Below are 22,745 nucleotides of genomic sequence, written 5' to 3' on the forward strand. Positions count from 1 at the left end.
TTCCCCTCTCCGTTCACACCGTGCGCTCTGCACCGTCGATGACCGCCTCGAACATGCGCCGAAACCCCCGGAAGAAGGGTCCGTGGGGCGTCTCCACCACCTTGTAGGTGGCCGACTCGTGGCCCTCCCATCCCGCGTCGAAGGCACCGACGAACATCGTGGCGTCCGTGCGGATCACTCGCCAAGTAGGCAGCATCTTGTAGCGCCATACGCCGACGTCGCACACGTCGGCCAGCTCCCGCAGCCGGGCCTCGGTCAAGCGCACGCCGTTGGCGAGCGACTCGCGGGACTCACCGATCTCGGCTGCGCGTCGCGTGAGCGCAGGCGACTCAGGGTCGAGCAGCGCCACCCGGACGCGCAGGCCTTTCCCTCCCCGGTCACCCGGTAAGCAGGCTCGCAGCAGGCTGTCATTCAGTCCGAGGAGCCCAAGGCCCCGCACCGCCAGGACATCCAGCTCGTGTGCCTCGCGGGCCTGCTGCTGGATCTCCGTCGCCGCTGAACTCTGGGCTGCGTATACGCGGACGACTTCTGGGAAGGCGGCGAGGTCGAACGCGGCCCCTCCGGTGCGCTTCTCCTTGCCGGCTGCGAGCCCGAGCAGGTGGCGTGCGTCATCGGGCATGCGTAGTCCGTCCGCGATCCGCTCGTACACATCGAGGCGCGACACCTCGCGGCGGCCGTTGATGATCTCGTTGACGCGGGCCTGAGTCATTCCGGTGGCTGTGGCGATGCGCGCTTGGCTCGCCCCTCCGTAATGCTGGACGTGCCGGAAGACCGTGCCGATGTCACGGGCCCGGAGGGCCTGGCGGACTTCAGCGCGCTCCCAGGCCCAGTCCGGCAACTCGATTGGTGCCAGTGCGGTAGACATGGCGCGGCCCCCGTATCCACGAATGGGATGGCAAGTCATCTCACCGTGAGATTACCGCTGAGGGATCGTGTCGACACGGTGCGTCACAAGATCCTGAATGCATCGCCGAGCCCCGGCGGTCGCGTGGACGACCCCGGGGATGGCCGACTGGGCTTGGAGCCGACATGACGCACCGTACAGTCGCAGCGTCCGCTGCGACGGAAAAGCAGTGTCCGCCGCTGGACATCGGGTCCATGTGCGCAGCCGCGCATCGCCTGCTGGCGGAGGACGCAGAGCTGCCGCCCGATGATGAGTTGGGGACGCTGAAGCTCCAGCTGCGCGGGCACCTCGCACTGGCCATCCCCGTCGTCGAGGCACTGGCCGACCAGTTCCCCGAGGACGACGTGCCCAGTGCCTGCGCGTACGCCGCCATCATGGAGGCGCGCACCCGACTTCGTCTGGAGCCCCGCCGCTCCCTGACCGCCCAGGTTGCGCATGTCCAGCGCCTCGCCCAGTCCGTCAACGCCCTGTGTGACCACTACGAGAACCTGAGCAGCGGGGAGCCTGTCGTCCTCGACCCCGAGCGGGCAGCGCTCCTCGCTCTAGGGAACCACTGCATCCACTGCGAGACCTGCATGGCCAGGGATGAGACCGGAGCCAATGCCAACCTGCCGTGCGCGGCTGCCGATCAGCTCTACGAGGTGTATCGGCGAGCGCAGCATGATCCCTCCGCCACCGGCGTGAGGCGGGGGGCGGCTGTGACGTTCCAGGAGCAGCCGCTCGACGTTGCTCTGCCGCTCGTCTGGCGACTGCCGCGCTGGAGTGTGGGTGTGCCAGGGTCTCGCCAGGCAGCGTGAGGAGGCGGCCCGGCGCGGAGACTACTCGCGGGTCTCCGACTGCAACGTGGAGATTCGCAACCACCACACGCCGCGCCGACGCAGCACGTGACGTGTGGTGGTTGTCAGGCGGGCCGCGCCACGATGTTCACCGCTCGGTACGTGTACCCGTCCTGCTCGAAGCCGGGCGCCTCCCACTGGAGTTCCACTCGCTGGCCCGGCGACAGGGTGTGGAAGCCCTCCGTCTGGATGTTGGAGTAGTGGCCCCAGCAACCGCCGGGAGTCTCGGGGGAGTCGAGGACGCCCCACCCCTCCTCGTCGTGCCATTCGCGGACGGTCGCAGTCACCATGGGGTCACCTTACAGTGTTGATCACGCGGGATCCCAGGCTCGACTGAAGAGTGCCAGTTCCAGGACGTCGGGGGCTGCGGGCCAGTCCACCGACGCGGCTCTGAGACGGTCGTTGGCTGCGTACATCCATCGGAGGTAGACGTCGTAACGGTGTGGAGTCCAGTTTCCGTCGCGCCAGATCCGGTTGGCGATCGTCTCGGACCACTCGTGGCCTGCCGCCCGCCCGGCCTTCGTGGCGTGGCGACGGAGAACACCGGCCAGCACGCTGTCGAGGATGAGCGGACGCGGACCCTGTACCTCTGGCAGCGCCAGGCCGGCGAAGTACAGGAACTTGGTGAGGAACGCCGGTCCGAGGCCGTCCAGTGTGTTCAGCCTCTCGTACGCCGCGATCGCCCCTTGGGTGACCAGCAAGGACACCGCTTCAGCGATGACGGCCTCAGCGCCTGGCTGGGTGAGTACCCGGCCCGTGCGATACGGGCCGTATCCCGTGACGCCGTACCCCCACACCTGGGTGGCCACGAACGCCTCCGCCCAGCTCTCCGACTGCCTCGCAGCCCTGACAGCGGTCACGACGTCGGCCCGGCTCACGGTGGCCGGACCGGCCGTCGTCCGGTCGGCGAAGGTGGCGGGCCAGGGAGTTGCAGCCGGCCAACTGGAGGGTGTGTAGGCAATGGTGTGCGGGCCACTTCCGTTCGCGTACCGCCCGCCTCTCCCCGGGTCAGCCAGCCAACCGACCAGTGACTCCACGGCGTCTCCTGGCAGAAGTTGATCGAACATCGCCGCGTCGAGCTTGTCCGCCAGGCCTTGGTCGAACCGCATGGAAGCCCACCCCCCTGGTTTGCGGCAAGTATCGCATCGTGCGCTCGGCCGTCTTCGCGACGATCACGTAAACGGATTACCGGCCGTGACCTTGCGGTCGATTCGGCAGATGAACGGGTGGACGCAGTTCTGTCCGATCAGATGCCGGAACGGTGAGATGAGGGCTGAGGTATGAGGAACGAACGGGCGAGGGGTGCGGTGCGCCGGCTGGCCGGGGTGGGCGTTCTGGTGGCGGTGTGTTGGGGCATGGCGGGTGGAGCCGCGCATGCCGATGAGACCAACACCGCCTCGCACAACGGTCCCCGGATCGGGCTCGTCAATGTCGGGCAGGTCGACGACCCGATGGAAGACGTGCTGCAGCACTTCCTCCAGCTCGGCGGCGGGCACGCCGCCGGGCCCGCTGCCGAGTAGTCGGCACCGCCCACCCCGCCGTCCGGTCCGGGGCCCGTACCGCGACCACCTGCGGTACGGGCCCCGGGCCGTTCTCGTCGCTGGACGACTTTTCTTCGGGAGCAGGCATAGTGGCCGGGCCCCGCACCCGTCCCAAGGGGCACAGGGGCCGACACCGGGTCCGCCCCGGGGGAAGAGAAGGTGACGATGGATGCCGAGGCGCAGGAGGACTTCCGGGATTTTGTGGCCAACCGGTCGTCCGCGCTGCTGAGGACGGCGGTTCTGCTCGCCGGTGGCGACCGGCACGCGGGCGAGGATTTGTTGCAGAACGCGCTGATCAAGGTGGCCGGGCGCTGGCACCGGATCGATGAGCCCGAGGCGTATGTCCGGCAGGTGCTGTATCGGCAGCAGGTCAGCCGGTGGCGGCTGAAGTGGCCTCGGCGGGAGCTGAGTGTGGCCGAGCCGCCCGATTCGGCGGCTGCCGCGAGCGACGGCTCGGGCGCCGCCGAGCTGCGGCTGGTGATGCGGGATGCGCTGTCGCGGCTGACCGCCCGGCAGCGGACCGTGCTGGTGCTGCGGTACTTCGAGGATCTGCCGGAGGGCGACGTGGCGCGCATCCTGGGGTGCTCCGTGGGCACCGTACGGTCCACCACGCACCGCTCCCTCGCCCGGCTGCGCGCCCTCGCCCCCGAGCTGGCCGGGCTCGGCCACGACGGGGAGGCCGGGCGCCGGCCGGCGGCCCCTGACTTCGCGCCCGTCGAGACCCTGGAGGTACGTCCGTGAACGTCGAGGAACTGGTGCGGGACGCGCTGCGTGAGCAGGCCGAGGGGCAGACGCCGATGGGGCCGGGGTTCGTTGAACGGGTGCTGGCCGCCCGCCGGCGTCGCCGCACCCGCCGGTTCGCCGCCGTCGCCGCGGCCACCGCCGCCGTGGTCGCCGTCTCGGTGGGGGTGCCGCTGCTGGACTCCGGGAAGAAGGACGACGTACGGCCCGCCGGAGTCACCGGGCAGCAGGACATCCACGCCCATCCGGATCAGTCTCCGCCGCGGGACATGGTCGCCGCCGGTGACGTCGCCCTCGCCGCGTACTACACCACCGAGGTCGTCCCGCGGTCGGAGTCGGTCGGGGTCGCCGAGCGGACGTATCACCTGCTCGACCCGGGCACCGGACGATACCGGGAAGACGACCGGTGGTCCTTCGTCGCCGTCGCGCCCGGGCTGAAGACGGCCGCCGTGCTGGAGCGGGAGCTGCCCGCGCGGAGGATCGGGCTCCTCGACCTCGCGACCCGGGAAGTGGAGAGCTGGATTCCCGTCGATCACGGGGTTGGGGGGCTCGCCTTCTCGCTGGACGGGAAGCGGCTCGTCGCCACGGCGTACGCGGAGAACCCGGACCTGCGGGACCCGGTGTACGGGGAGAAGGGCAAGGACTGGATGGGGCGGATCGGCGTGCCCAACCGGCTCGGCTTTCACATCGTGCAGCTGCCTTCAGGGAAGAGCACCTGGAGCGCGGTCGAACCCCGCGACGACGTCAACTTCCGCGAGGACTTCGCCTTCGGCGCCGACGGTACGACCGTGTGGTCGCGGGTGGTGCCGGGCAACTCCGTCCGGCAGTACCACGACCTGGACGGTGACGAGATCGCCGCGCCCGCCGCCGAGCGGCATCTGGTGTGGGACGCGCCCGCGGGGCTCTCGCCCGACGGCCGGCTCGCCGCGGGCGGACTGGGCCGCGAGAAGGGTGAGAAGGCCTATACCGATCTCCTCGATCCGCGCACCGGGAAGCGGGTCGGCGAGGTGCGCGGCAGCGGGGCGATGGCCTGGGCCGACGACCGGCGTCTGATCACGTGGGAGCGTCTGCCCGGCTCGGGCACGGACACCTACCGGCCCCGGATCGTCCTGGTCACCATCGGCAGCGAGAAGGTCGTCCCGCTCACCGGTGTCCGGGAGCCCAACCAGACCATCGCCCGTACGGAGTGGGAGCCGGTCTTCGCCGAGCGCTGACGCCCGGCGCTGATCAGATCCCGGTGACGGCTTCCTCGTACGCCGCCAGCAGCCCGTCGACCGCCTCCCGGCCGGCGGGCCGCAGCGGTGTGCGGACCGGGCCGCCGCCGGGCAGGCCCAGTTCGCCGAGCAGGGCCTTGGCGGTGACCGCGCCGGGCAGGCCCGCCGACATCATCGCTTCGATCAGTGGCGTCGCCCGCTGCTGGAGGCGGGCCGCGCGCGCCGTCTCGCCCGCGTCGAAAGCGTCCAGCACCGCCCGCAGCCGACCGGGGATCACGTTCCCCACCGTGCTGATGTAGCCCGCGGCGCCCACCGCGTACAGGGCGAGGTTGTGCTCGTCGCAGCCCGCGTAGTACGCGAGATCGGTGCGCGCGAGGATCTTCTGGGTGGCGAGAAAGTCGTAGGAGCAGTCCTTGACCGCCACGATCCTCGGATGGTCGGCGAGGCGGAGCACCGTCTCCGGCTCGACGCGGGTGCCGGTGCGGCCGGGGATGTCGTACAGCGCGACCGGGAGGCCGGAGGCGTCCGCGACCTCGCGGAAGTGTGCCTCGACGGCGTCCTGCGGGGGCTTGCTGTAGTACGGGGTCACCACCAGGACGCCGTCCGCGCCCGCCTTCTCCGCCTGCCGGGTCAGTTCGACGGTGTGCCGGGTGTCGAAGGTTCCGACGCCCGCCACGATCGTCGCCCGGTCGCCCACCGCCTCGCGGACGGCCCGTACCAGCGCCGCCTTCTCCTCGTCGGTGGTGGTCGGCGACTCGCCGGTCGTGCCGTTCAGCACCAGGCCGTCGCAGCCCTCGGTCAGCAGTCGGTCCGCCAGCCGCTGGGCGCCGTCGAGGTCGAGGGTGCCGGCCTCGGTGAACGGGGTGACCATCGCGCACAGGGCGCGGCCGAAGGGCGGGGGCGAGGGCACGAGAGCTGCGTAGGTCATGGGAGTAGTGTCGGCGGGTAGATCGTGTAGCTCCACTTAAATCTGCTACGACGTAGCTGTAAGGGATGCTTCGAGGTCTGAGGGGTGGGTGCCCTATGTCCAACTCGGCCTCCTATGGGTCACCATGGCGGGGACCGTCCTGCATCCTCGCTCAGGGAGGCGTCATGAAGCTCGGCAAGGCACTGGCCACCGGAGTCGCCGAGGAACAGCCGCGGACCCGGGACGACGACACCCTCGAACTGCCCGAGGGCGTCGAGACCGTTGAGACAGTTGAGACCGTCGAGGGTTCCGCGGCCGAAGAGGTACCGGCCGCCCGATGAGGCTGCGGCTTCCGGAGGAACGCCCGACGGAGCCGCCGACCGGCTACAAGATCGCCCACCCGGTGCTGTCCCAGGACGGCGGCCGGGCCGGGTTCACCGGTGTGTCGCTGGGCGGCGCGCTGCCGTACGGAGTCGTGGCCGACGCGTCCTGCGTCTACGGGCTGCGGCACGCGGCACCGCACCGCCGCTGCGACTGCGGCTTCCACTGCGTGCACGACCGCTCCGCGGCCGAGGCGCTGCTGTGCGCGGCCGAGCACCGGACGGCGCTGCTCCTCGAGGTCTCCGTCCTCGGCCGGTACATCCGCTTCGAGCGGGGCTTCCGCTACGCCCGCCAGCGGGTGCGCACCGCGACCGTCGGCCCGTGCGGATGCGGCGCGGCCGCCGCCGCCCTCGCCGACGCCGGCTGGGGACGGCCGGGGTGGCGGGCGCTCGCCCCCTCGTGCGCGGGCTGCCTGCGCGGCCGTACGTCCGTCTCCCTAGCCTCCTTCGCCCGGCTGGCCGGGGACGGGCTGCGGGTCGTCGCCAGGCGCGGCGGAACGCCGGCGACGGTGGATCTCGGCCTGCCCGAACTCGTCGCCGAGGCAGCCCTGTTGCAGGCCCGGCTCGATGTGCTCCAGAGCCGCCTGGCCCAGCTGGGGGAGGAGCGCGGCGGCGCGGGCGATACGGCGCAGGGGTAGTGACGGCCGGTCAGGGTACCCGGGTTCCCCGCAGACCTCAGGAAAGGGAACTCCGATGACTCACCGGACCGGGGAAACGGCCGCCAAGGCGGACGTCCGCGGACGCGCCCTCGCCCGTGCCGCCGATCTCAGGGACAAGGCCGGCGCGATGACCGTCCAGCTGCGCAGCAGCGCGGCGCAGGCGGGACACGCCGTGCAGGGCGGGGCCGCGCGGGCGGGCCACGCCGTGGAACACCGGGCGCCCCAGCCGGTGCGCAGGGCCGCCCAGGCCGCCCTGCGGCACCCGCGGCCCATGTTCGTCGCCGGGGCGGCGGGCGCGGCGATGGTCGCGGCCGGGGTGCTGCGCCGGCGGCGAGGCGGGCACTGAGCGCGGCCGGCGCTGAGTGCGACGGGCGGTGAGAACCTCCCTGGCGCGCTCCTCCGGCTCGCTCCTCCGGAGCGCTCTTGACCTGAAGCTTGGTTGAGGTTGAAGGCTGGTCGGTACACACACCGACCAGTCCTTTCCGGAGGCCGACATGACCCGCCGTACCGGCGCCCACCCCGACCTCACCCGCCCGGACGCCGGGGCGCCGTTCTTCAGTACCTGGCGGGTCGGCACACCCGAACGGCAACGGGCGACCGTCGAGGCGGTCGCGGCGGCCTGGGAGCGCCGCCCCTGGCCGGACGACGGACTGCTCGGCTACCACGTCTACACCGGCCGCGACGGCTCCACCCTGATGCACTACTCGCAGTGGACGAGCGAACAGGGTTACGAGGACTTCCTCACGACCCACCGCCAGGAACGCGTCGACGAGATCGACGCCGCCGTCCCGGGCATCGAACGCCTCCGGCTCGACCGCTACCGCCGCCACCGCAGCCGTGAGCGCGCCGTCGGGGACACCCGGGTGCCGGGCCTGATCGTGACCGTGCGGATCGACTTCGAACCGCACGCGGAGCAGCGGCGCGCCGACTGGATCGGCCACGTGATCCGGGCCCTGGCCGACGACCCCGTCGGCCACCGGGGGCTGATCGCCGCCCACTTCCACCTCAGCACGGACGGCAGCCACGTCCTCAACTACGCCGAGTGGGAGAGCGAGCAGGCCTACGACGACGCCATCGCCGCACCCGGCGCACCCACCGAGCAGTGGATGCGGGTGCGGGCGTACCCCGGAGTGAAGAGCTTCACCGGCGCCCGGTACCGGCATGCCGTGGGCCTGCTGCCCGACTGACCGACTCCGGGACGGCTACGGACGGAACCGCAGCACCTGCGGGTCGTGGTCGCTGATCTGGTCGTGGAACTCGGCGTTGATGTGCACGCTGTCGTACTCGAAGTCGCAGCCGCGCCGGATCGACGGGCTGATCAGGATCTGGTCCAGGACCTGGCTGTTGCCCTGGTAGACGTACGAGTAGCGCTCGCTCCGCGGCAGCGACTTGACCGCCGACCACAGCTCTCCGTCGCCCTCCAGCGCCTTCGTGGTCCCGGAGAACTCGAAGTCGTTGATGTCGCCGAGGGTGACCACGTCCGCGTTCTTCTGGGTGGCCAGGATCTCCTTGACGAAGGTGTTCACCGCCGTCGCCTGGAGGTGCCGCTGGGTCTCCGAGCTGCGGGCCGGCGGCTGGTACTGCGAGGTCAGACCCTGGTCGCCGCCCTTGGAGTTGAAGTGGTTGGCGATCACGAACACCGTGCGGCCGCGGAAGACGAACTCGCCGACCAGCGGCTTGCGGCTGTTCTTCCAGGCCTCGTTCGCCGGGTCGATCCGGCCGGGGGAGACCGTCAGCGCGGCCTTGCCGTGCTCCCGGGTCACGCCGGCGGCGGTGTTCGCGTCGCCGCCCGCGCGGTCGGTGAAGGAGACCCGCTCGGGGTTGAACAGGAACACCTGGCGGATGTTTCCGCCGGGCTCGCCGCCGTCGGTGTTGTTCACCGGGTCGATCGCGCGCCAGTCGTAGCGCGGGCCGCCCGCCGCGACGATCGCGTCGATCAGCTTCGTCATGGTCTGGTCGGCCGCGACCGTGCCGTCGTTCGTCGCGCCGTTGTTGTCCTGGATCTCCTCCAGGGACACGATGTCGGGCGAGCGCAGGTTGTTCACGATCGCGGAGGCGTGCGCGGCGAAGGTGTCGTCGGACGGGTCCAGGTTCTCGACGTTGTACGTCGCGACCGCCAGCTCGCCGTTCTTCTGCTTGCGGGTGGTCTCGCGCTCCAGACCGGCGCTCTTCAGGGCGCCGATCTCGTTGGCGACGAGCGTGTAGCCGCCGAACTGGTTGTAGTCCAGCGGGCCGGTGGTGGCACCGGTGAGGCTGTCGCCGACGTTCGCGTCCGGGAAGTCCGCCACCTTGCCGAGGGACTGGATCATGATCCGGCCGGTGTTCTGGGACGTGTAGGAGCCGTAGACCGTGCCGCCACGCCGGTTGGCGTGCTCGTCCGGCTTCACCGTGACCCACAGCTCGGTGTACGGGTCGGTGGCGCCGACCACGCGGGCGTCGGAGACCCGGACGTTCATGCCCTCCAGGGACTCGTAGTGGTCCAGGGCGTACTTCGACGGCTGGAGCGGCAGACCGTTGACCGAGCCGTTCGCGGCCGGGTCGCCCGCCGGGGTGTAGGCGTCCGGCACCGAGTCCGCGTCGATCGCCACCGGCGCGGGGACCGGGTTGCCGCTGGAGACGACGGTCACCGTCGGCCGGGTGATCTCGGTGATGGCCTGGTTGCCGGAGGAGGTGCCGCCCGGGACGTACTCGGAGACCGTGCCCGACACCTTCACCGCGTCACCGACGGCCACACCCTTGGGCGTGGAGCTGGTGAAGACGAAGACGCCCTCGCTGGTGGCCGGGTCGGCGTCCGCGTCCGGGTCCTGGATCCAGAAGCCGCGCGACGAGCCGTAGGTCCGTATGCCGGTGACGATTCCGGCCACGTCCGTGACCTGCTTGCCGGCGTACGGCGATATCCGGGTCGTGCCCTGGATGTCCCGGATGCGCACGCTGTCCGCGTGGGCCGGGGAGGTGAGGACGACGGTGGACGCCGCGGAACAGACGGCGGCGACGGTGAGCGCGGCGAGGCGCGCGGAAGACTTGCTCGGCAACGGGATCCCTCCGGGGACGTTCTGGGCGCCGGGACGAGGGTGGAACGGAAGGTCGGAGCCGCGACCGGTGGGGCGGTGGCGACGCGCGTAGAAAAGGGGAAGCGGTGTGCCCGGAAAGAGGAATATGTCGCCCCCCGATCGGTGAACAGATGTCCGCCGACTTCTACGCGCGTCAATCTCCTGCCTGGTCCGGCCAGTTGTCAAGGTTTCGGCCATGTACAGCCGTCGACGAGGAGATGAACCGGGCGGCATGGGTGGAAATCCGTCTAGGCTGAGTGGCTGAACCATTGGTCGTACGCCTGGTCGTACGCCGTCCAGGCGCCCCTAGGAGAACCAGCCGATGTCAGACAGCTCCCCCTTGCCGCCGGTACGGCTGACCTCCGACGCGGAGCTGGCGCGTGACGCGCTCTCCACCCCGCTGCTCTCCCGCGCCGCCCGGCTCGCCCGCTGGGCCGGACCCGGCACCCGGGTCGACGCCGGCGGCGGACTGGTCGAGGAGCAGCTGCCCGCCGCGGCCGAGGCGCTGGGCCTGAGCGGCGACGACGCCGCCGCCTACGCGAGCGAGGCCTGGCGGGTGGCCGTCGACACCGGCCTCGTCGAGATCGTCGACGAGGAAGAGGGCACCGTCGTGGCCGGCGAGGACCTGGCGCTGCTCACCGGCGGCTCCCCGCAGGACGTCCTCGCCGTCTGGCAGGGGGCCCTGGAGACCGTGCTCGCCGACGCGAGCGTGCCCGATCTCGACGACCTCGTCGACGCCCTCGACGAAGGCGGCCAGGTCGACTTCTCCGCGCTCGACTGGGACCCCGAGGCCGAGGCCGAGTTCCTCGACGGCGTGCTCGCCAACCTCTACCTGCTCACCGTCAGCGAGGACGGCCCCGGCGACGGCCCGGTGCCGCTGCCCGCGCTCGCCGCGTCCGCCATCGTCCCCGACGACATGGGCGAACCCACCAACGACGTCCTGGAGCAGGTCTCCGAGGCGATGATGCGGCTCGACGACCAGTTCCGGCTCCTGGAGCCGGTCGGGCTCGTCGAGTACCGGCCCGTCGACGAGGCGCTGATGGCCGACGCCGACGCCGATGACGAGCCGGGGGCATCCGTCGACGACACCGACGTGGCTCGCTACGGCATGGTCCGGCTCACCCCGCTCGGCCGGTACGGCCTGCGCGCCCGGCTGCTGGAGGCCGGGTTCGACGCGCCCGCCGTCGGAGAACTCGCCGACAAGGGCGCCGACGCCCTCCTCGACGGCACCGCCGGGTTCGGGCCGCGCGCCGCGCAGGCCGAGACCGAGCAGTGGCTCGCCCGGCGCGAACCGCTGGCCGCGGCCCGGGAGCTGCTGGCCGCCGCGCGCGGCTCCGACGCGGGGGCGCCGCTGCGGCGGCTGCGGTGTCAGCAGGCGTTGTCGCTGGTCGGGGCGGAGGCGGAACCCGCGCTGCGGGAGGTGCTCGACGACGCCGAGCTGGGTGGGCTCGCCCGGGTGTGGCTCAGTGAGCGCGGTGCCGTGGACGTACCGCCGCCGTCCGAGGCGATGGTGTTCTGGCTGACCATCGACACGGTGGCGGCGCAGCTGGCCGCGGAGGGGAACTCCGTGGAGTTGCGGGCTCTGGTCGAGGGGCTGGCCGAGCAGCACAGCGGGTTTTTCTCGGCGGTGTGGCGGGTGGAGCATCCGGCGACGGCGGATGTGCTGGAGGCGATGGGGCGGATTCATCCCGACAAGAGGATTGCGAAGGAGGCGCGGAAGGCCGCGTTCAAGGCGCGCTCCCAGCACGGGGGTTGATGTCTGTTCGGCGGGTGCGGGTGCGGGTGCGGGTGCGGGTTCGGGTTTGGTGTGGCTGTTGGCGCCCACGCGGCGGAGTCGCATGTCGACAGGAGCCCCGCGCCCCTTGGGGAGTTGTTCAACCGGAGTTCAGAGGTGGCCGGGAGTCTGTGGGGCATGTCGCTCACCCGCAGGGACTTCGCCAGAACCTCCGCGCTCACCGGTGCCGGGGTGGCACTCACCGGCAGCGTCGCCGCGCTCGGCAGCGCGCCGGGCGCCCTCGCCACCACGGAGACCGAGACGGCCGGCTCCGCACAGGGGACCGACGACATCGGGTACGGCCCGCTGCTCCCCGACCCCGACGGCATCGTCGCGCTGCCCGCCGGATTCTCGTACCGCGTCCTCACCCACACCGGCCGCACCCGGCTGGAGTCCGGCGAGTTCACCCCCGCCGAGCACGACGGCACCGCCGCCTTCGAGGGGCCGCGCGGCACGGTCCTGCTCGTCAACAACCACGAGATGGACGGACCGCGCACCGAGCAGGAGTACCCGGTGCCGCTCGCCGAGGGCCTGGTCTACGACCCGGCCGCGCCCGGCGGCTGCACCGTCGTCGAGGTACGGCCCGACGGACAGGTCGCGATTGGGGTCTCCCCTGCTCGAACGTAGTTGAGAGCTTGGGGAAGGGTCGCCATCTCCGGCACCGCCAACAACTGCGCGGGCGGCCGCACCCCCTGGGGCACCTGGCTGACCTGCGAGGAGAACTCCGACCGGGCCGGCGAGAACGGCATGACCAAGGACCACGGCTATGTCTTCGAGGTCGACCCCGCCGACCGGCGCGCCAACCGCGACCCCAAGCCGCTGAAGTTCTTCGGCCGCTACGACCACGAGGCCGTCGTCATCGACCCCAGGCGCGGCCACGCCTACCTCACCGAGGACGACGACGAGCCCAACGGCCTCTTCTACCGCTGGGTCCCGCCGCAGGGCTTCACCCACGGCCGCGGACGGCTGCGCACCCTCGCCGACGACGCGGGCGTCCTCCAGGCCCCCCGGTGCTTCGACTCCGGCGGCCGGTTCGTCGACGACCTCTCCCGCGCGGTGAAGACCGGCACGGTCTACGGCGTCGACTGGGTGGACGTCCCCGACCGCGACGCGTGGACCGTCGCCGTGCGCGAGCAGTTCGGCCCCGGCCAGGTCACCCGGGCCCGCAAGCTGGAGGGCATGTGGTGGGCCGACGGCGGCGCCTACCTCGTCTCCTCCTACGCCCGCGACGAGAGCCCCGGCCCCGCGCACGACGGCCAGGTCTGGTTCTACGACCCGCGTCGCCGCACCCTGACCCTGAAGGTGCTGCTCGGGGTGAACCCCGCCCCCTCCCGCGACGGAGCCCTCGACGGCCCCGACAACATCACCGTCTCCCCGTACGGCGGCCTCGTCATCGCGGAGGACGGAGACGGCGTCCAGCACCTCTTCGGCGCCACCGACAGCGGCCGTACCTACCCCATCGCCCGCAACCAGCTCAACATCGGCACCGAGGCCGAGCCGGAGTACAGCGAGTTCACCGGCGTCACCTTCTCGCCCGACGGCCGCACGCTGTACGCCAACATCCAGGAGCCCGGCATCATGCTCGCCATCACCGGGCCGTGGAAGCGTCAGCGGCGGTAACCGATGGGCGCCGATTAATTCACTCGCCCGGCTCCCGCTGCGCCTCCTACAGTGAGATCACAACGTCACGCACCTCCCGGTGCGAAGGCGGCGGTTACTTCTTCTCTCAAAAGAATCCCAGCCGCAGCCGACTTGATCTCGGGAGGCGCAGCTCATGGTGGGTGCCCGGTGCGCAGGCAACGGTTACTTCATTTGATCTGGCGGTTGCGGGTTCGAGCCCCGTCATCGACTTCGGGTCGGTGTAGCTCAATCGGAAGAGCACCAGGATAAGTTCCGTCGCCGACTCCTGATCTCGGGCACCCTCCTTTTGCTGCGCCTCCCTCCGTAACACGAAAGAATTCGGGGGGAATTCAGCATGGCGCGATTCAACGTCCGGCGCGCGAAGGCGCAGCCGACCTCGCCGGTCGCGACGACCGGACGGGCACTGCGCACCCACCAGGGCGGCCGGGGCCACGAGCGTGACGCGCGCTCCGAGCTCTTCCTGCTCGCCGTCGCCAACTTCGTCTCGCAGCAGACCTTCTATGAGTCCGGCGCCGCCCGCGACGACCGGTTCGCGACGCTCGTGCGCGAACTGGCCGTCACCGACCCCGCCTGGACAGCCGGTCTGCTCGGCTGGCTGCGCGGCGAGGGAAACCTGCGGACGGCTTCCCTGGTGGGCGCCGCCGAGTATGTGAAGGCACGGCTCGACGCGGGCACGACCGACGGCCCGGCCAACCGCCAGGTGGTGGACTCGGTGCTCCAGCGCCCCGACGAGCCCGGCGAACTCCTCGCGTACTGGACGGCCAGCTACGGCCGCGCGATCCCCAAGCCGGTCAAGCGGGGCGTCGCCGACGCCGTACGCCGCCTCTACACCGGCAAGGCGCTGCTGAAGTACGACACCGCGTCCAAGGGCTACCGCTTCGGCGACATCCTCAACCTGGTGCATGCGGCGCCGCACCCGGACAAGCCGTGGCAGGGCGAGCTGTTCCAGTACGCCCTCGACCGCCGGCACCACCCGGACACGGCGGTGCCGCCCGCGTCCAACCGGACGCTGACGGCGCACCGTGAGCTGATGGCGGTGCCGGTCGAGGAGCGGCGCGCGATCGTGACGGCGCCCGACGGCGCGGAGCGGCTGGCGGCGGCCGGGATGACCTGGGAGGCGCTGGCGGGCTGGCTGCAGGGTCCGATGGACAAGGCGGCCTGGGAGGCCGTGATCCCGTCGATGGGCACCATGGCGCTCGTCCGCAACCTGCGGAACTTCGACGAGGCGGGTGTGTCCGACGAGGTCGCGGCGCGGGTCGCCGCGCGGATCAGCGACCCGGAGGAGGTGCGCCGCTCGCGGCAGTTCCCCTTCCGGTACCTGGCCGCGTACCAGCACGCGCCCTCGCTGCGCTGGTCGTACCCGCTGGAGCAGGCGCTCGGCCACTCGCTGGCCAACGTGCCCGCGCTGCCCGGCCGCACGCTGGTGCTCGTCGACCGCTCCGGTTCGATGTTCTGGTCGCGTCTGTCCGACCGCTCGGAGCTGAACCGCGCCGACGCGGCGGCGGTCTTCGGTACGGCGCTCGCGCTGCGGGCGGCGCACGCGGACCTCGTCGAGTTCGGCACGACCAGCAACGAGGTGCGGTTCCGCAAGGGCGAGTCGGTGCTGAGGATCCTGGAGCGCTTCGGCGACCTGGGCGGCACGGACACGACCGAGGCCGTGCGCCGGCACTACCGCGGGCACGACCGGGTGCTGATCGTCACCGACGAGCAGTACACCCACAGCCGCCACGGCGCCCCGACCGACCAGATCCCGGCCGACATCCCGGTCTACACCTGGAACCTCGCGGGGTACCGCGCGGGCCACGGACCATCCGGGACGGGGAACCGGCACACCTTCGGCGGCCTCTCGGACGCGGCGTTCCGCATGGTGCCGCTGCTGGAGGCCGGGCGGAACGCGGACTGGCCGTGGGTGGCGTGAGCCGCCGGGCGCCCCTGGACGGGGGCGCCCACGGGCTCGTACGCGTCGCTACAGCGCCTGCGCCGCCGGCTTGACCATGTTGCGGACCGTGCGGGCCTTCACGAAGTCGCCCATGGCCGTCATCTCCCATTCGCCGGAGAACTGACGGATCAGCTTGGCCATCATCACGCCGGTCTGCGGTTCGGCGTTGGTCAGGTCGAAGCGGACCAGCTCCTCGCCGGTGGCGGCGTCCATCAGGCGGCAGTACGCCTTGGCGACCTCGGTGAACTTCTGGCCGGAGAAGGAGTTCACGGTGAAGACCAGGCCGGTGACCTCCTGCGGGAGGCGGCCGAGGTCGACGGTGATGACCTCGTCGTCGCCGCCGCCCTCGCCGGTGAGGTTGTCGCCGGAGTGGCGGATCGCGCCGCCGACGATCGTCAGCTTGCCGAAGTAGCAGCTGTCGATGTGGTTGCGCTGGGGGCCGTAGGCGATGACCGAGGCGTCCAGGTCGATGTCCTTGCCGCGGTACGCCGGCTCCCAGCCGAGGCCCATCTTGACCTGGGAGAGCAGCGGGCGGCCGCCCTTGACCAGGGAGACGGTCTGGTTCTTCTGGAGGCTGACCCGGCCCTTGTCCAGGTTGATCTTCCCGGCGCCGGGCGCGGGGGCGGCCGGAGGGGCGGCCGGGGCCGGGGGCGCGGACAGACGCGGGTCCATCGGCGGGGCCGGCGGGGTGACCGGGGGCTGCATGGGCGCCGGGGGCGGGGTGACCGGCTGGGCCGGGGCGGCGGGCGCCGCGGCGGGCTCCTCCACCGTGACGCCGAAGTCGGTGGCGATGCCGGCCAGGCCGTTGGCATAGCCCTGGCCGACCGCGCGGGCCTTCCACTGGCCGCCTCGCAGATAGATCTCCACGACCACCAGCGCGGTCTCGGTGCCGAGCTGCGGGGGTGTGAACGTGGCCAGGACGCTGTTGTCGTCCGCGTTGCGGATGGTCGCCGTCGGCTCGATGCCCTGGAAGGTCTGACCGGGCGCGTCCGGGCTCGCGGTGACGACGATCTTCTCGATGCCGGGCGGGACGGCCGTGGTGTCGACCGTGATCGCGTCGGGGGCCATACCGCCGCCGGACCGGTACGTCACGCCCGGGCCGCTGGGCTGGTTGTAGAAGATGAAGTCGTCGTCGGAGCGCACCTTGCCGTCGGCGGTGAGCAGCAGGCCCGAAACGTCGAGCCGCACCGGGGCGGCGACGTCCACCGACACGCGGGCGGCGGAGAGCGGGATGTTCGAGCCGGGGGTCATAGCTGTCATGCCCCGTTGAACGAGCGAGGGCGTTTTACCGTTCCCTTACCGACCCGCCGATCGGGTCACCGTCGGTTGCGCGGGTGGTCCCGGGCCTGGCGTTCGTTGCCCCGGCGGTAGTTCCCCGTCCAGCGGGCCATCACCAGCTGGGGGTCGCCGGACTCCACCTCGGCGAGGAACGCGTCCGCTCGGGGGCCGCGCAGGGTGGTGGCGGTTCGGCCGTGGTGGGCGATGTGGACGGTGCCGTCGCGGTGCGTTTCGTAGGTGAAGCTGTGGGGTCGGGGCATGCCGCGGATGCTACGGCCGCGGGGGCGTGCGGGCCCAGCGGATTTCGCCCCCGCCGCCCCTACCCGTCCCATCCCGGGGCGCTGCCCCGGAGCCCCGCTGGGGGCTGCCGCCCCCAGCCCCCCGGCGGGGGCTTCGCCCCCTGCGCCCCCACTGGGGCTGCGCCCCAGACCCCCGGCGGGGGCTCGGCCTCCCGCGCCCCCACTGGGGTTGCGCCCCAGACCCCCGGCGGGGGCTCGGCCTCCCGCGCCCCCACTGGGGTTGCGCCCCAGACCCCCTTCGGGCCTGAACGGGCCTCGTCCTCAAACGCCGGACGGGCTGATTTGCCAGCCGGTGCTGGGAAGTGGACGTCGGCGTGCTGAGGGGGAGGCCTCGGCTACGGGACCACCACGATCTTTCGGCCCACCCCGGCCGCGAACTGCTCCAGTGCCTGGGGGTACCGCTCCAGCGGGACGCGGTCGCTGATGAAGATCTCCGGGTTCAGGACGCCGTTCGCGAAGAGTTCCGCCGCTCGCTCGAAGCTGTGCAGGACCGCCATCGAACCGGTGATGGTGATCTCCTGGTTGTAGATGCGGTACGGGTCGATCGTCACCCGGGTCGCGTAGTCCGCCACCCCGAACTGCAGGAACGTCCCCGCCTTCGCCACCCGGTCCAGGCCGTCCTGGATCGCCGCGGCGTTGCCCGTGGCGTCCACGACCACGTCCCAGCCCTGTGGGCGGTCCAGTTCGTCCGGGGTCGCGGCGGACGCCGAGACGCCCAGGCGGCGGGCCGTCTCCAGGCGGGAGGGGTTGACGTCCACCACGTCCACACTCGCCGCACCCGTCCGCTTGGCCAGTTCCAGCATCATCAGGCCCATGGTGCCCGAGCCGTAGATCAGGACGTGGGCTCCCAGCCTCGAGTTCAGTACGTCGTAACCCCGTACCGCGCAGGACAGGGGCTCCACCAGTGCCGCGTCCTCGGTGCGCACGTGGTCGGGCAGTTTCACGCAGTTCGCCACCGGGGCCACCGCGTACTGCGCCGCGCCACCCGCCGTCGTCACGCCGATCGCCGCCCAGCGTTCACAGAGGTTGTTGTGGCCGGTGCGGCAGTAGCGGCATTCGTGGCAGTACAGGGACGGGTCGACCGCCACCCTGTCGCCCACCGACAGCTCCGTGACCTGGGTGCCCACCGCGACCACCTCGCCGGCGAACTCGTGGCCCGGCACGATTGGCAGCTTCGGCGCGAACTCGCCCTGGAGGATGTGGAGGTCGGTGCCGCAGAGGCCGCATGCGGCGACCTCCACCACCACGTCGCGCGGACCCGGCGTCGGGTCCGGGACCTCGGCGACGACGGCCCGGCCCACGGACTCGATGACGGCGGCCTTCATTTCACGGCTCCCAACGACAGGCCCTGGACGAGTTTGTCCTGGGCGGCGAACCCCGCGGCGAGCACCGGCAGGGAGATGACGAGCGACGCGGCGCACACCTTGGCCAGGAACAGTCCCTGGCTGGTGATGAAGCCGGTCAGGAAGACGGGGGCCGTCTCGGCCACCACGCCGGTCAGTACCCGGGCGAAGAGCAGTTCGTTCCAGCTGAAGATGAAGCAGATCAGGGCGGTCGCGGCGATGCCGGGCAGGGCGATGGGGGTGATCACCCGCGCGAGGATGGTCGGCAGGCGGGCGCCGTCCATCCGCGCCGCCTCGATCACCGCCACCGGGACCTCGGCGAGGAAGGACTGCATCATCCACACCGCGATCGGCAGGTTCATGGAGGTGTAGAGGACGACCAGCAGCCAGATGTTGTCCAGCAGGCCCGCGTTCCTCGCGAAGAGGTAGATCGGGAGCAGGCCCGCCACCACCGGGAGCATCTTCGTCGACAGGAAGAAGAACATGACGTCCGTCCACTTGCGGACGCGGTTGATCGACAGCGCGTAGGCCGCCGGCAGGGCCAGCAGCAGGACCAGCAGCGTCGATGTCAGCGACGCCACCGTCGAGTTGATCAGCGCCGGCCAGGGGCTCGCGCCGCCCGAGAGGCCGAAGAACTCGCGGTAGCCGTCCAGGGTCAGCGGCGCCGTGAAGGACGGCGGGTTGGTGGCCGCGTCCGCTTCCGAGTGGAAGGACGTCAGGGCCATCCAGGCGATGGGCAGGAAGAACGTGATCCCGGCGAGCCAGGCCAGGAGGCCGGGGCCGATGCGGCGGACGGTGCTCATGCGCGGGAGGCCTCCTCGCGGAAGAGGGACGACACGACCCGCAGCGCGAAGGTCGCGATGACGATCGAGCCGAGCACCACCAGGACGCCCGCGGCCGAGGCGAGGCCGTTCTCATGGGCCTGGTAGAAGCTCTGGTAGACGGTGTAGGGGAGGTTGGCCGTGCCCAGACCGCCCGAGGTGATCGTGAAGACCGCGTCGAAGTTCTGGACGATGTAGATCGAGCCCAGCAGGGCGCCCAGTTCGAGGTAGCGGCGCAGGTGGGGGAGGGTCAGGTGGACGAAGATCTGCCAGTCGCTCGCGCCGTCCACCCGCGCGGCCTCCAGCTGCTGCGGGTCGCGGCTCTGCAGCCCGGCCAGCAGGATCAGCATCATGAACGGCGTCCACTGCCAGATCAGGGAGGCCTCGACGGCGAGCAGCGGGGTGTTCGAGACCCAGTCCGGCTGTGGGCCGCCGACGTAGCTCAACAGGCCGTTCAGCAGGCCGTATTCGGGGTTGTAGAGGACGTGCTTCCAGAGCAGTGCCGCGGCGACCGGGACCACCAGGAACGGGGCGATCAGCAGGGTGCGGACCACGCCCCGGCCCCGGAAGCCGCGGTTCAGGAGGAGGGCCAGCAGCAGGCCCAGGGCCAGGCTGACCAGGACCACCGTCGCCGTCAGCAGGATCGTCGTCCCCACCGACTGGCGCAGGTCCGCGTCGGTGAGCACCTGGCGGTAGTTGTCCACGCCCGTGAAGCGGCGGGCGTCGGGGTAGAGGGCGTTCCAGTCGAAGAAGGAGATCACCAGGGTGGCCACGAAGGGCAGCTGGGTCACCACGATCATGAAGATCAGGGCGGGTAGCAGAGGGGCTCTGGTCGCCCAGGCGCGGAGGCGGGAGTGCGGCGCGTCCGCGGTGCGTGCGGGAGTCGTGGCCACGGGGGCCGTCGTCGCGGTCATCGTCCCTCGTACTCCTCGGAGATGCGCTCGGCGAGCTGCTGGGACTTCTTCAGGGCCGTCTCGACGGACTGGCGTCCGGCGATGGCCGCGCTGATCTCCTGGGAGACCTGGGTGCCGAGGTCGGTGAACTCGGGGATGCCGACGAACTGGATGCCGGGCGCGGGGCGCGGCTGGACGCCGGGGTCGTCAGGCCGGGCGCCTTCGATGGCCTCCTTGGTCATCTCCTGGAAGGCGGCGGCCTCCGCGCGGTACGCCGGGTTCGCGTACGTCGACGCCCGCTTGCCGGCCGGGACGTTCGACCAGCCGATCTCCTCGCCGACCAGCCGCTCGTACTCCTTGCCCGACGCCCAGGAGACGAACTTCCACGCCTTGTCGGGGTTGCGGGAGGCGTCCTGGATGCCCCAGGCCCAGGTGTACAGCCAGCCGGAGGAGTCCGTCCTCTCGACGGGGGCGGGGGCGTAGCCCACCTTGCCCTTGACCGGGGAGCCCGCCGCCTCCAGGGAACCGGCCGCCGAGGTGGCGTCGTACCACATCGCGACCTTGCCCTGGGTCATGTTGTTCAGGCACTCGGCGAAGCCGGACTGGGCGGCGCCGGACTGGCCGTGCTCACGGACCAGATCGACATAGAACTTTGTCGCCTTCTCCCACTCGGGGCTGTCGAGCCGGGCCTTCCAGTCCTGGTCGAACCAGGTGCCGCCGAAGGTGTTCACCACCGTCGTCAGCGGGGCCATGACCTCGCCCCAGCCGGGCAGTCCGCGCAGACAGATGCCCTTCATGCCGGGTTCGGCGCCGTCGGCCTTGGCCGCGAGCTCGGCCACCTGCTGCCAGGTGGGGCGTTCGGGCATGGTCAGGCCCGCGCGGGCGAAGACGTCCTTGCGGTACATCAGGAAGGACGACTCGCCGTAGAAGGGCTGACCGTAGAGCTTGCCGTCGTCGCCGGTCAGGGACTGGCGCATCGGCTTCAGGACGTCCTGTTCGTCGTACGAAGGATCCTTCGCGACGTATGAGTCCATCTCCTTCAGCCAGCCGTTGCGGGCGTAGATCGGTATCTCGTAGTTGGACAGGGTGGCGACGTCGTACTGGCCCGCCTGGTTGGCGAAGTCCTGGCTGATCTTGTCGCGGACGTCGTTCTCGGGGAGGACGGTGAAGTTGACCTTGATGCCCGTCTCTTCTGTGAAGTGGGCGGCCGTGAGCTTCTGCAGCTCCACCATCTGCGGGTTGTTGACCATGAGGACGTTGATGGCGTCGCCGCCGGATCCGGCCCCGCCCGCTCCGACCCAGCAGCCGGAGAGCAGCGGGGCGAGCAGCGTCCCTGCGGCGGCCATGGCGAGCGTGGCTCGCGCGGGCCGTCGTCGGCTCTGGGTTCGCATGGATCGCTCCTGGACGTATGGGGAGATATAGGGCAATGGCAAGCAAGGGGGTGCCCTATAGGGGTGGGTTGGATTTTCAGACCTGAGTTCAGACCTGAGTGGGGAGTGGTGAGTGGGTGAGTTGGATTTTCAGACGCGGATGACCTGGGGGCCCAGCAGCGCGTAGCGGTGCGCCTCCGCCGCGGGCAGCAGGGTGCTCGTCACGATCGCCTCCAGCGCGCCGACCTCCGCGAACCGGCAGAAGCTCACCGCGCCGAACTTGGTGTGCACCCCGGCGAAGACCGTGCGTCGCGCGGCGCGGACCGCCTGCGCCTTTACCTCGCCGACCGCCGGGTCGGGGGTGGTCAGACCGTGCTCGCGGGAGATGCCGTTGGCGCCGATGAACGCCAGATCGAGGACGAAGCCGGCCAGCATCTTCGTCGTCCAGTGGTCGACGGTGGCGAGGGTGCCGGCCCGGACCCGGCCGCCGAGCAGCAGCACCGAGACGTGGTCCGCCCCGGCGAGCGCGCCCGCGACCGGCAGGGACGCGGTGACCACGGTCAGCGGCCGGTCCCGGGGCAGGGCCTCGGCGATGAGCTGCGGGGTGAAGCCCTCGTCGACGAAGACCGTCTCGGCGTCCCCGAGCAGCTCGGCCGCGGCGGCCGCGATCCGGCGCTTCTCGGGGACGTGGCTGGTGGCGCGGAAGGAGAGCGTCGTCTCGAACCCGGCGCTCTCCACGGGGTAGGCCCCGCCGTGCGTACGGCGGACCAGGCCGTGGTCCTCCAGGACGCGCAGATCCCGCCGTACGGTCTCCTTGGCCACGCCCAGCTCGGCGGCGAGCGCGGTGACGTCGACCGAGCCGGTGGCGCGGGCGACCCGTACGATCTCGCGCTGGCGTTCTTCCGCGGTTCTGTTCATGGCCGTCACCCGCCTTCTCGCTGTGCTGCCCGTTCGGGCCCTCGGTGGGGCCATGGGTGAAGTTCTACAGCGGGTGGGGGGTGGTGACCAGGCCTGTTGCGGGGGTGATGCTGCCCGTGTGTGCCCGTTCGGCGCGCCGGGTGCCCGCCTCGGACCTGCGGGATCGCGGCGCCGGGTGTGGGAGCGGGCGGATGCGGTGCCCGAACATGGCGGCGGGCGGGCCCGTTTCGTGCCCGC

Annotated in this window: 22 protein-coding genes and 1 pseudogene; 11 read left to right on the forward strand and 12 right to left on the reverse strand. The window is 71.3% G+C overall.

The genetic code is table 11. The features are described 5' to 3' along the window. Positions 1-13 precede the first annotated feature (13 nt). Positions 14-865 (reverse strand): helix-turn-helix domain-containing protein, encoded by an 852-nt coding sequence (locus ACZ42A_RS33515; RefSeq protein WP_468531076.1) that lies wholly within the window; start codon positions 863-865, stop codon positions 14-16. A gap of 164 nt (positions 866-1,029) precedes the next feature. Here ACZ42A_RS33515 and ACZ42A_RS33520 point away from each other — a divergent pair, with 164 nt between their 5' ends. After that, complete coding sequence (locus ACZ42A_RS33520) at positions 1,030-1,701, forward strand: DUF6415 family natural product biosynthesis protein (protein WP_468531077.1); 672 nt, start codon at positions 1,030-1,032, stop codon at positions 1,699-1,701. A gap of 104 nt (positions 1,702-1,805) precedes the next feature. On the opposite strand, the gene ACZ42A_RS33525 is transcribed toward ACZ42A_RS33520, so the two are convergent. After that, a complete protein-coding gene (locus ACZ42A_RS33525; protein WP_468531078.1) occupies positions 1,806-2,030 on the reverse strand; it encodes a cold-shock protein in 225 nt (74 codons plus the stop codon). A gap of 21 nt (positions 2,031-2,051) precedes the next feature. Next, positions 2,052-2,849, reverse strand: coding sequence for an 8-oxoguanine DNA glycosylase OGG fold protein (locus ACZ42A_RS33530; RefSeq protein ID WP_468531079.1), 798 nt, complete (start codon positions 2,847-2,849; stop codon positions 2,052-2,054). Between the two features lie 171 nt (positions 2,850-3,020). Between ACZ42A_RS33530 and ACZ42A_RS33535 the strand changes: the two genes are divergently transcribed. The 3 genes from ACZ42A_RS33535 (at position 3,021) to ACZ42A_RS33545 (ending at position 5,236) form a co-directional block, all read left to right on the forward strand. Beyond that, a complete protein-coding gene (locus ACZ42A_RS33535; RefSeq protein WP_468531080.1) occupies positions 3,021-3,260 on the forward strand; it encodes a hypothetical protein in 240 nt (79 codons plus the stop codon). Positions 3,261-3,446: 186 nt separating this feature from the next. Then, on the forward strand, positions 3,447-4,022 hold the full coding sequence (locus ACZ42A_RS33540) for a SigE family RNA polymerase sigma factor (RefSeq protein WP_468531220.1): 576 nt from the start codon (positions 3,447-3,449) through the stop codon (positions 4,020-4,022). Then, on the forward strand, positions 4,019-5,236 hold the full coding sequence (locus ACZ42A_RS33545) for a WD40 repeat domain-containing protein (RefSeq protein ID WP_468531081.1): 1,218 nt from the start codon (positions 4,019-4,021) through the stop codon (positions 5,234-5,236). Before ACZ42A_RS33540 ends, ACZ42A_RS33545 begins: the two co-directional genes overlap by 4 nt. 13 nt (positions 5,237-5,249) lie before the next feature. Here ACZ42A_RS33545 and dapA read toward each other — a convergent pair whose 3' ends face one another. Next, complete coding sequence (gene dapA, locus ACZ42A_RS33550; protein ID WP_468531082.1) at positions 5,250-6,164, reverse strand: 4-hydroxy-tetrahydrodipicolinate synthase; 915 nt, start codon at positions 6,162-6,164, stop codon at positions 5,250-5,252. A gap of 164 nt (positions 6,165-6,328) precedes the next feature. Here dapA and ACZ42A_RS33555 point away from each other — a divergent pair, with 164 nt between their 5' ends. The 4 genes from ACZ42A_RS33555 (at position 6,329) to ACZ42A_RS33570 (ending at position 8,369) form a co-directional block, all read left to right on the forward strand. Then, positions 6,329-6,484, forward strand: a complete 156-nt coding sequence (locus ACZ42A_RS33555) for a hypothetical protein (RefSeq protein ID WP_468531083.1) — start codon at positions 6,329-6,331, stop codon at positions 6,482-6,484. Next, complete coding sequence (locus tag ACZ42A_RS33560) at positions 6,481-7,161, forward strand: hypothetical protein (RefSeq protein WP_468531084.1); 681 nt, start codon at positions 6,481-6,483, stop codon at positions 7,159-7,161. The genes ACZ42A_RS33555 and ACZ42A_RS33560 overlap by 4 nt, the downstream gene beginning before the upstream one ends. A 55-nt stretch (positions 7,162-7,216) precedes the next feature. Next, complete coding sequence (locus ACZ42A_RS33565; protein ID WP_468531085.1) at positions 7,217-7,528, forward strand: DUF3618 domain-containing protein; 312 nt, start codon at positions 7,217-7,219, stop codon at positions 7,526-7,528. A 148-nt stretch (positions 7,529-7,676) separates the two neighbouring features. After that, a complete protein-coding gene (locus tag ACZ42A_RS33570; RefSeq protein ID WP_468531086.1) occupies positions 7,677-8,369 on the forward strand; it encodes an antibiotic biosynthesis monooxygenase in 693 nt (230 codons plus the stop codon). A 15-nt stretch (positions 8,370-8,384) separates the two neighbouring features. Here the strand turns inward: ACZ42A_RS33570 and ACZ42A_RS33575 are convergent, their stop codons facing one another. Next, positions 8,385-10,214, reverse strand: coding sequence for an endonuclease/exonuclease/phosphatase family protein (locus ACZ42A_RS33575; RefSeq protein WP_468531087.1), 1,830 nt, complete (start codon positions 10,212-10,214; stop codon positions 8,385-8,387). Between the two features lie 340 nt (positions 10,215-10,554). Between ACZ42A_RS33575 and ACZ42A_RS33580 the strand changes: the two genes are divergently transcribed. The 3 genes and pseudogenes from ACZ42A_RS33580 to ACZ42A_RS33590 all read left to right on the forward strand — a co-directional run bounded on the left by ACZ42A_RS33580 (position 10,555) and on the right by ACZ42A_RS33590 (position 15,565). Beyond that, the gene (locus ACZ42A_RS33580; protein WP_468531088.1) at positions 10,555-11,988 is read left to right on the forward strand and encodes a hypothetical protein; all 1,434 of its coding nucleotides are present in this window, start codon (positions 10,555-10,557) and stop codon (positions 11,986-11,988) included. A 156-nt stretch (positions 11,989-12,144) separates the two neighbouring features. Further along, positions 12,145-13,626, forward strand: a pseudogene (locus tag ACZ42A_RS33585) (alkaline phosphatase PhoX). A gap of 355 nt (positions 13,627-13,981) precedes the next feature. Continuing rightward, positions 13,982-15,565, forward strand: coding sequence for a TROVE domain-containing protein (locus ACZ42A_RS33590; protein WP_468531089.1), 1,584 nt, complete (start codon positions 13,982-13,984; stop codon positions 15,563-15,565). 48 nt (positions 15,566-15,613) lie between these two features. Here ACZ42A_RS33590 and ACZ42A_RS33595 read toward each other — a convergent pair whose 3' ends face one another. The 7 genes from ACZ42A_RS33595 to ACZ42A_RS33625 all read right to left on the reverse strand — a co-directional run bounded on the left by ACZ42A_RS33595 (position 15,614) and on the right by ACZ42A_RS33625 (position 22,508). Beyond that, entirely contained in the window at positions 15,614-16,837 is a 1,224-nt protein-coding gene (locus tag ACZ42A_RS33595) for a TerD family protein (RefSeq protein ID WP_468531221.1), read from the reverse strand. A gap of 65 nt (positions 16,838-16,902) precedes the next feature. After that, positions 16,903-17,124 (reverse strand): hypothetical protein, encoded by a 222-nt coding sequence (locus ACZ42A_RS33600; RefSeq protein ID WP_468531090.1) that lies wholly within the window; start codon positions 17,122-17,124, stop codon positions 16,903-16,905. Positions 17,125-17,498: 374 nt separating this feature from the next. Beyond that, positions 17,499-18,488, reverse strand: coding sequence for a zinc-dependent alcohol dehydrogenase family protein (locus tag ACZ42A_RS33605; protein ID WP_468531091.1), 990 nt, complete (start codon positions 18,486-18,488; stop codon positions 17,499-17,501). Continuing rightward, positions 18,485-19,309 (reverse strand): carbohydrate ABC transporter permease, encoded by an 825-nt coding sequence (locus ACZ42A_RS33610; protein WP_468531092.1) that lies wholly within the window; start codon positions 19,307-19,309, stop codon positions 18,485-18,487. The genes ACZ42A_RS33605 and ACZ42A_RS33610 overlap by 4 nt, the downstream gene beginning before the upstream one ends. Continuing rightward, positions 19,306-20,241 carry a carbohydrate ABC transporter permease gene (locus ACZ42A_RS33615; protein WP_468531093.1) on the reverse strand — a complete coding sequence of 312 codons (936 nt, stop codon included), beginning with the start codon at positions 20,239-20,241 and terminating at the stop codon, positions 19,306-19,308. The genes ACZ42A_RS33610 and ACZ42A_RS33615 overlap by 4 nt, the downstream gene beginning before the upstream one ends. Further along, a complete protein-coding gene (locus tag ACZ42A_RS33620; RefSeq protein ID WP_468531094.1) occupies positions 20,238-21,611 on the reverse strand; it encodes an ABC transporter substrate-binding protein in 1,374 nt (457 codons plus the stop codon). Before ACZ42A_RS33620 ends, ACZ42A_RS33615 begins: the two co-directional genes overlap by 4 nt. Positions 21,612-21,740: 129 nt before the next feature. Further along, entirely contained in the window at positions 21,741-22,508 is a 768-nt protein-coding gene (locus ACZ42A_RS33625; protein ID WP_468531095.1) for a DeoR/GlpR family DNA-binding transcription regulator, read from the reverse strand. Positions 22,509-22,745: the final 237 nt, after the last annotated feature.

Source organism: Streptomyces sp. NPDC030838 (genome assembly GCF_055572035.1).

What these genes read in the sequence shown, in the direction of transcription:
- ACZ42A_RS33515 (WP_468531076.1), bottom strand. Translation starts at nt 865, where the DNA reads ATGTCTACCGCACTGGCACCAATCGAGTTGCCGGACTGGGCCTGGGAG.
- ACZ42A_RS33520 (WP_468531077.1), top strand. Translation starts at nt 1,030, where the DNA reads ATGACGCACCGTACAGTCGCAGCGTCCGCTGCGACGGAAAAGCAGTGT.
- ACZ42A_RS33525 (WP_468531078.1), bottom strand. Translation starts at nt 2,030, where the DNA reads ATGGTGACTGCGACCGTCCGCGAATGGCACGACGAGGAGGGGTGGGGC.
- ACZ42A_RS33530 (WP_468531079.1), bottom strand. Translation starts at nt 2,849, where the DNA reads ATGCGGTTCGACCAAGGCCTGGCGGACAAGCTCGACGCGGCGATGTTC.
- ACZ42A_RS33535 (WP_468531080.1), top strand. Translation starts at nt 3,021, where the DNA reads ATGAGGAACGAACGGGCGAGGGGTGCGGTGCGCCGGCTGGCCGGGGTG.
- ACZ42A_RS33540 (WP_468531220.1), top strand. Translation starts at nt 3,447, where the DNA reads ATGGATGCCGAGGCGCAGGAGGACTTCCGGGATTTTGTGGCCAACCGG.
- dapA (WP_468531082.1), bottom strand. Translation starts at nt 6,164, where the DNA reads ATGACCTACGCAGCTCTCGTGCCCTCGCCCCCGCCCTTCGGCCGCGCC.
- ACZ42A_RS33555 (WP_468531083.1), top strand. Translation starts at nt 6,329, where the DNA reads ATGAAGCTCGGCAAGGCACTGGCCACCGGAGTCGCCGAGGAACAGCCG.
- ACZ42A_RS33560 (WP_468531084.1), top strand. Translation starts at nt 6,481, where the DNA reads ATGAGGCTGCGGCTTCCGGAGGAACGCCCGACGGAGCCGCCGACCGGC.
- ACZ42A_RS33565 (WP_468531085.1), top strand. Translation starts at nt 7,217, where the DNA reads ATGACTCACCGGACCGGGGAAACGGCCGCCAAGGCGGACGTCCGCGGA.
- ACZ42A_RS33570 (WP_468531086.1), top strand. Translation starts at nt 7,677, where the DNA reads ATGACCCGCCGTACCGGCGCCCACCCCGACCTCACCCGCCCGGACGCC.
- ACZ42A_RS33580 (WP_468531088.1), top strand. Translation starts at nt 10,555, where the DNA reads ATGTCAGACAGCTCCCCCTTGCCGCCGGTACGGCTGACCTCCGACGCG.
- ACZ42A_RS33590 (WP_468531089.1), top strand. Translation starts at nt 13,982, where the DNA reads ATGGCGCGATTCAACGTCCGGCGCGCGAAGGCGCAGCCGACCTCGCCG.
- ACZ42A_RS33595 (WP_468531221.1), bottom strand. Translation starts at nt 16,837, where the DNA reads ATGACCCCCGGCTCGAACATCCCGCTCTCCGCCGCCCGCGTGTCGGTG.
- ACZ42A_RS33600 (WP_468531090.1), bottom strand. Translation starts at nt 17,124, where the DNA reads ATGCCCCGACCCCACAGCTTCACCTACGAAACGCACCGCGACGGCACC.
- ACZ42A_RS33605 (WP_468531091.1), bottom strand. Translation starts at nt 18,488, where the DNA reads ATGAAGGCCGCCGTCATCGAGTCCGTGGGCCGGGCCGTCGTCGCCGAG.
- ACZ42A_RS33610 (WP_468531092.1), bottom strand. Translation starts at nt 19,309, where the DNA reads ATGAGCACCGTCCGCCGCATCGGCCCCGGCCTCCTGGCCTGGCTCGCC.
- ACZ42A_RS33615 (WP_468531093.1), bottom strand. Translation starts at nt 20,241, where the DNA reads ATGACCGCGACGACGGCCCCCGTGGCCACGACTCCCGCACGCACCGCG.
- ACZ42A_RS33620 (WP_468531094.1), bottom strand. Translation starts at nt 21,611, where the DNA reads ATGCGAACCCAGAGCCGACGACGGCCCGCGCGAGCCACGCTCGCCATG.
- ACZ42A_RS33625 (WP_468531095.1), bottom strand. Translation starts at nt 22,508, where the DNA reads ATGAACAGAACCGCGGAAGAACGCCAGCGCGAGATCGTACGGGTCGCC.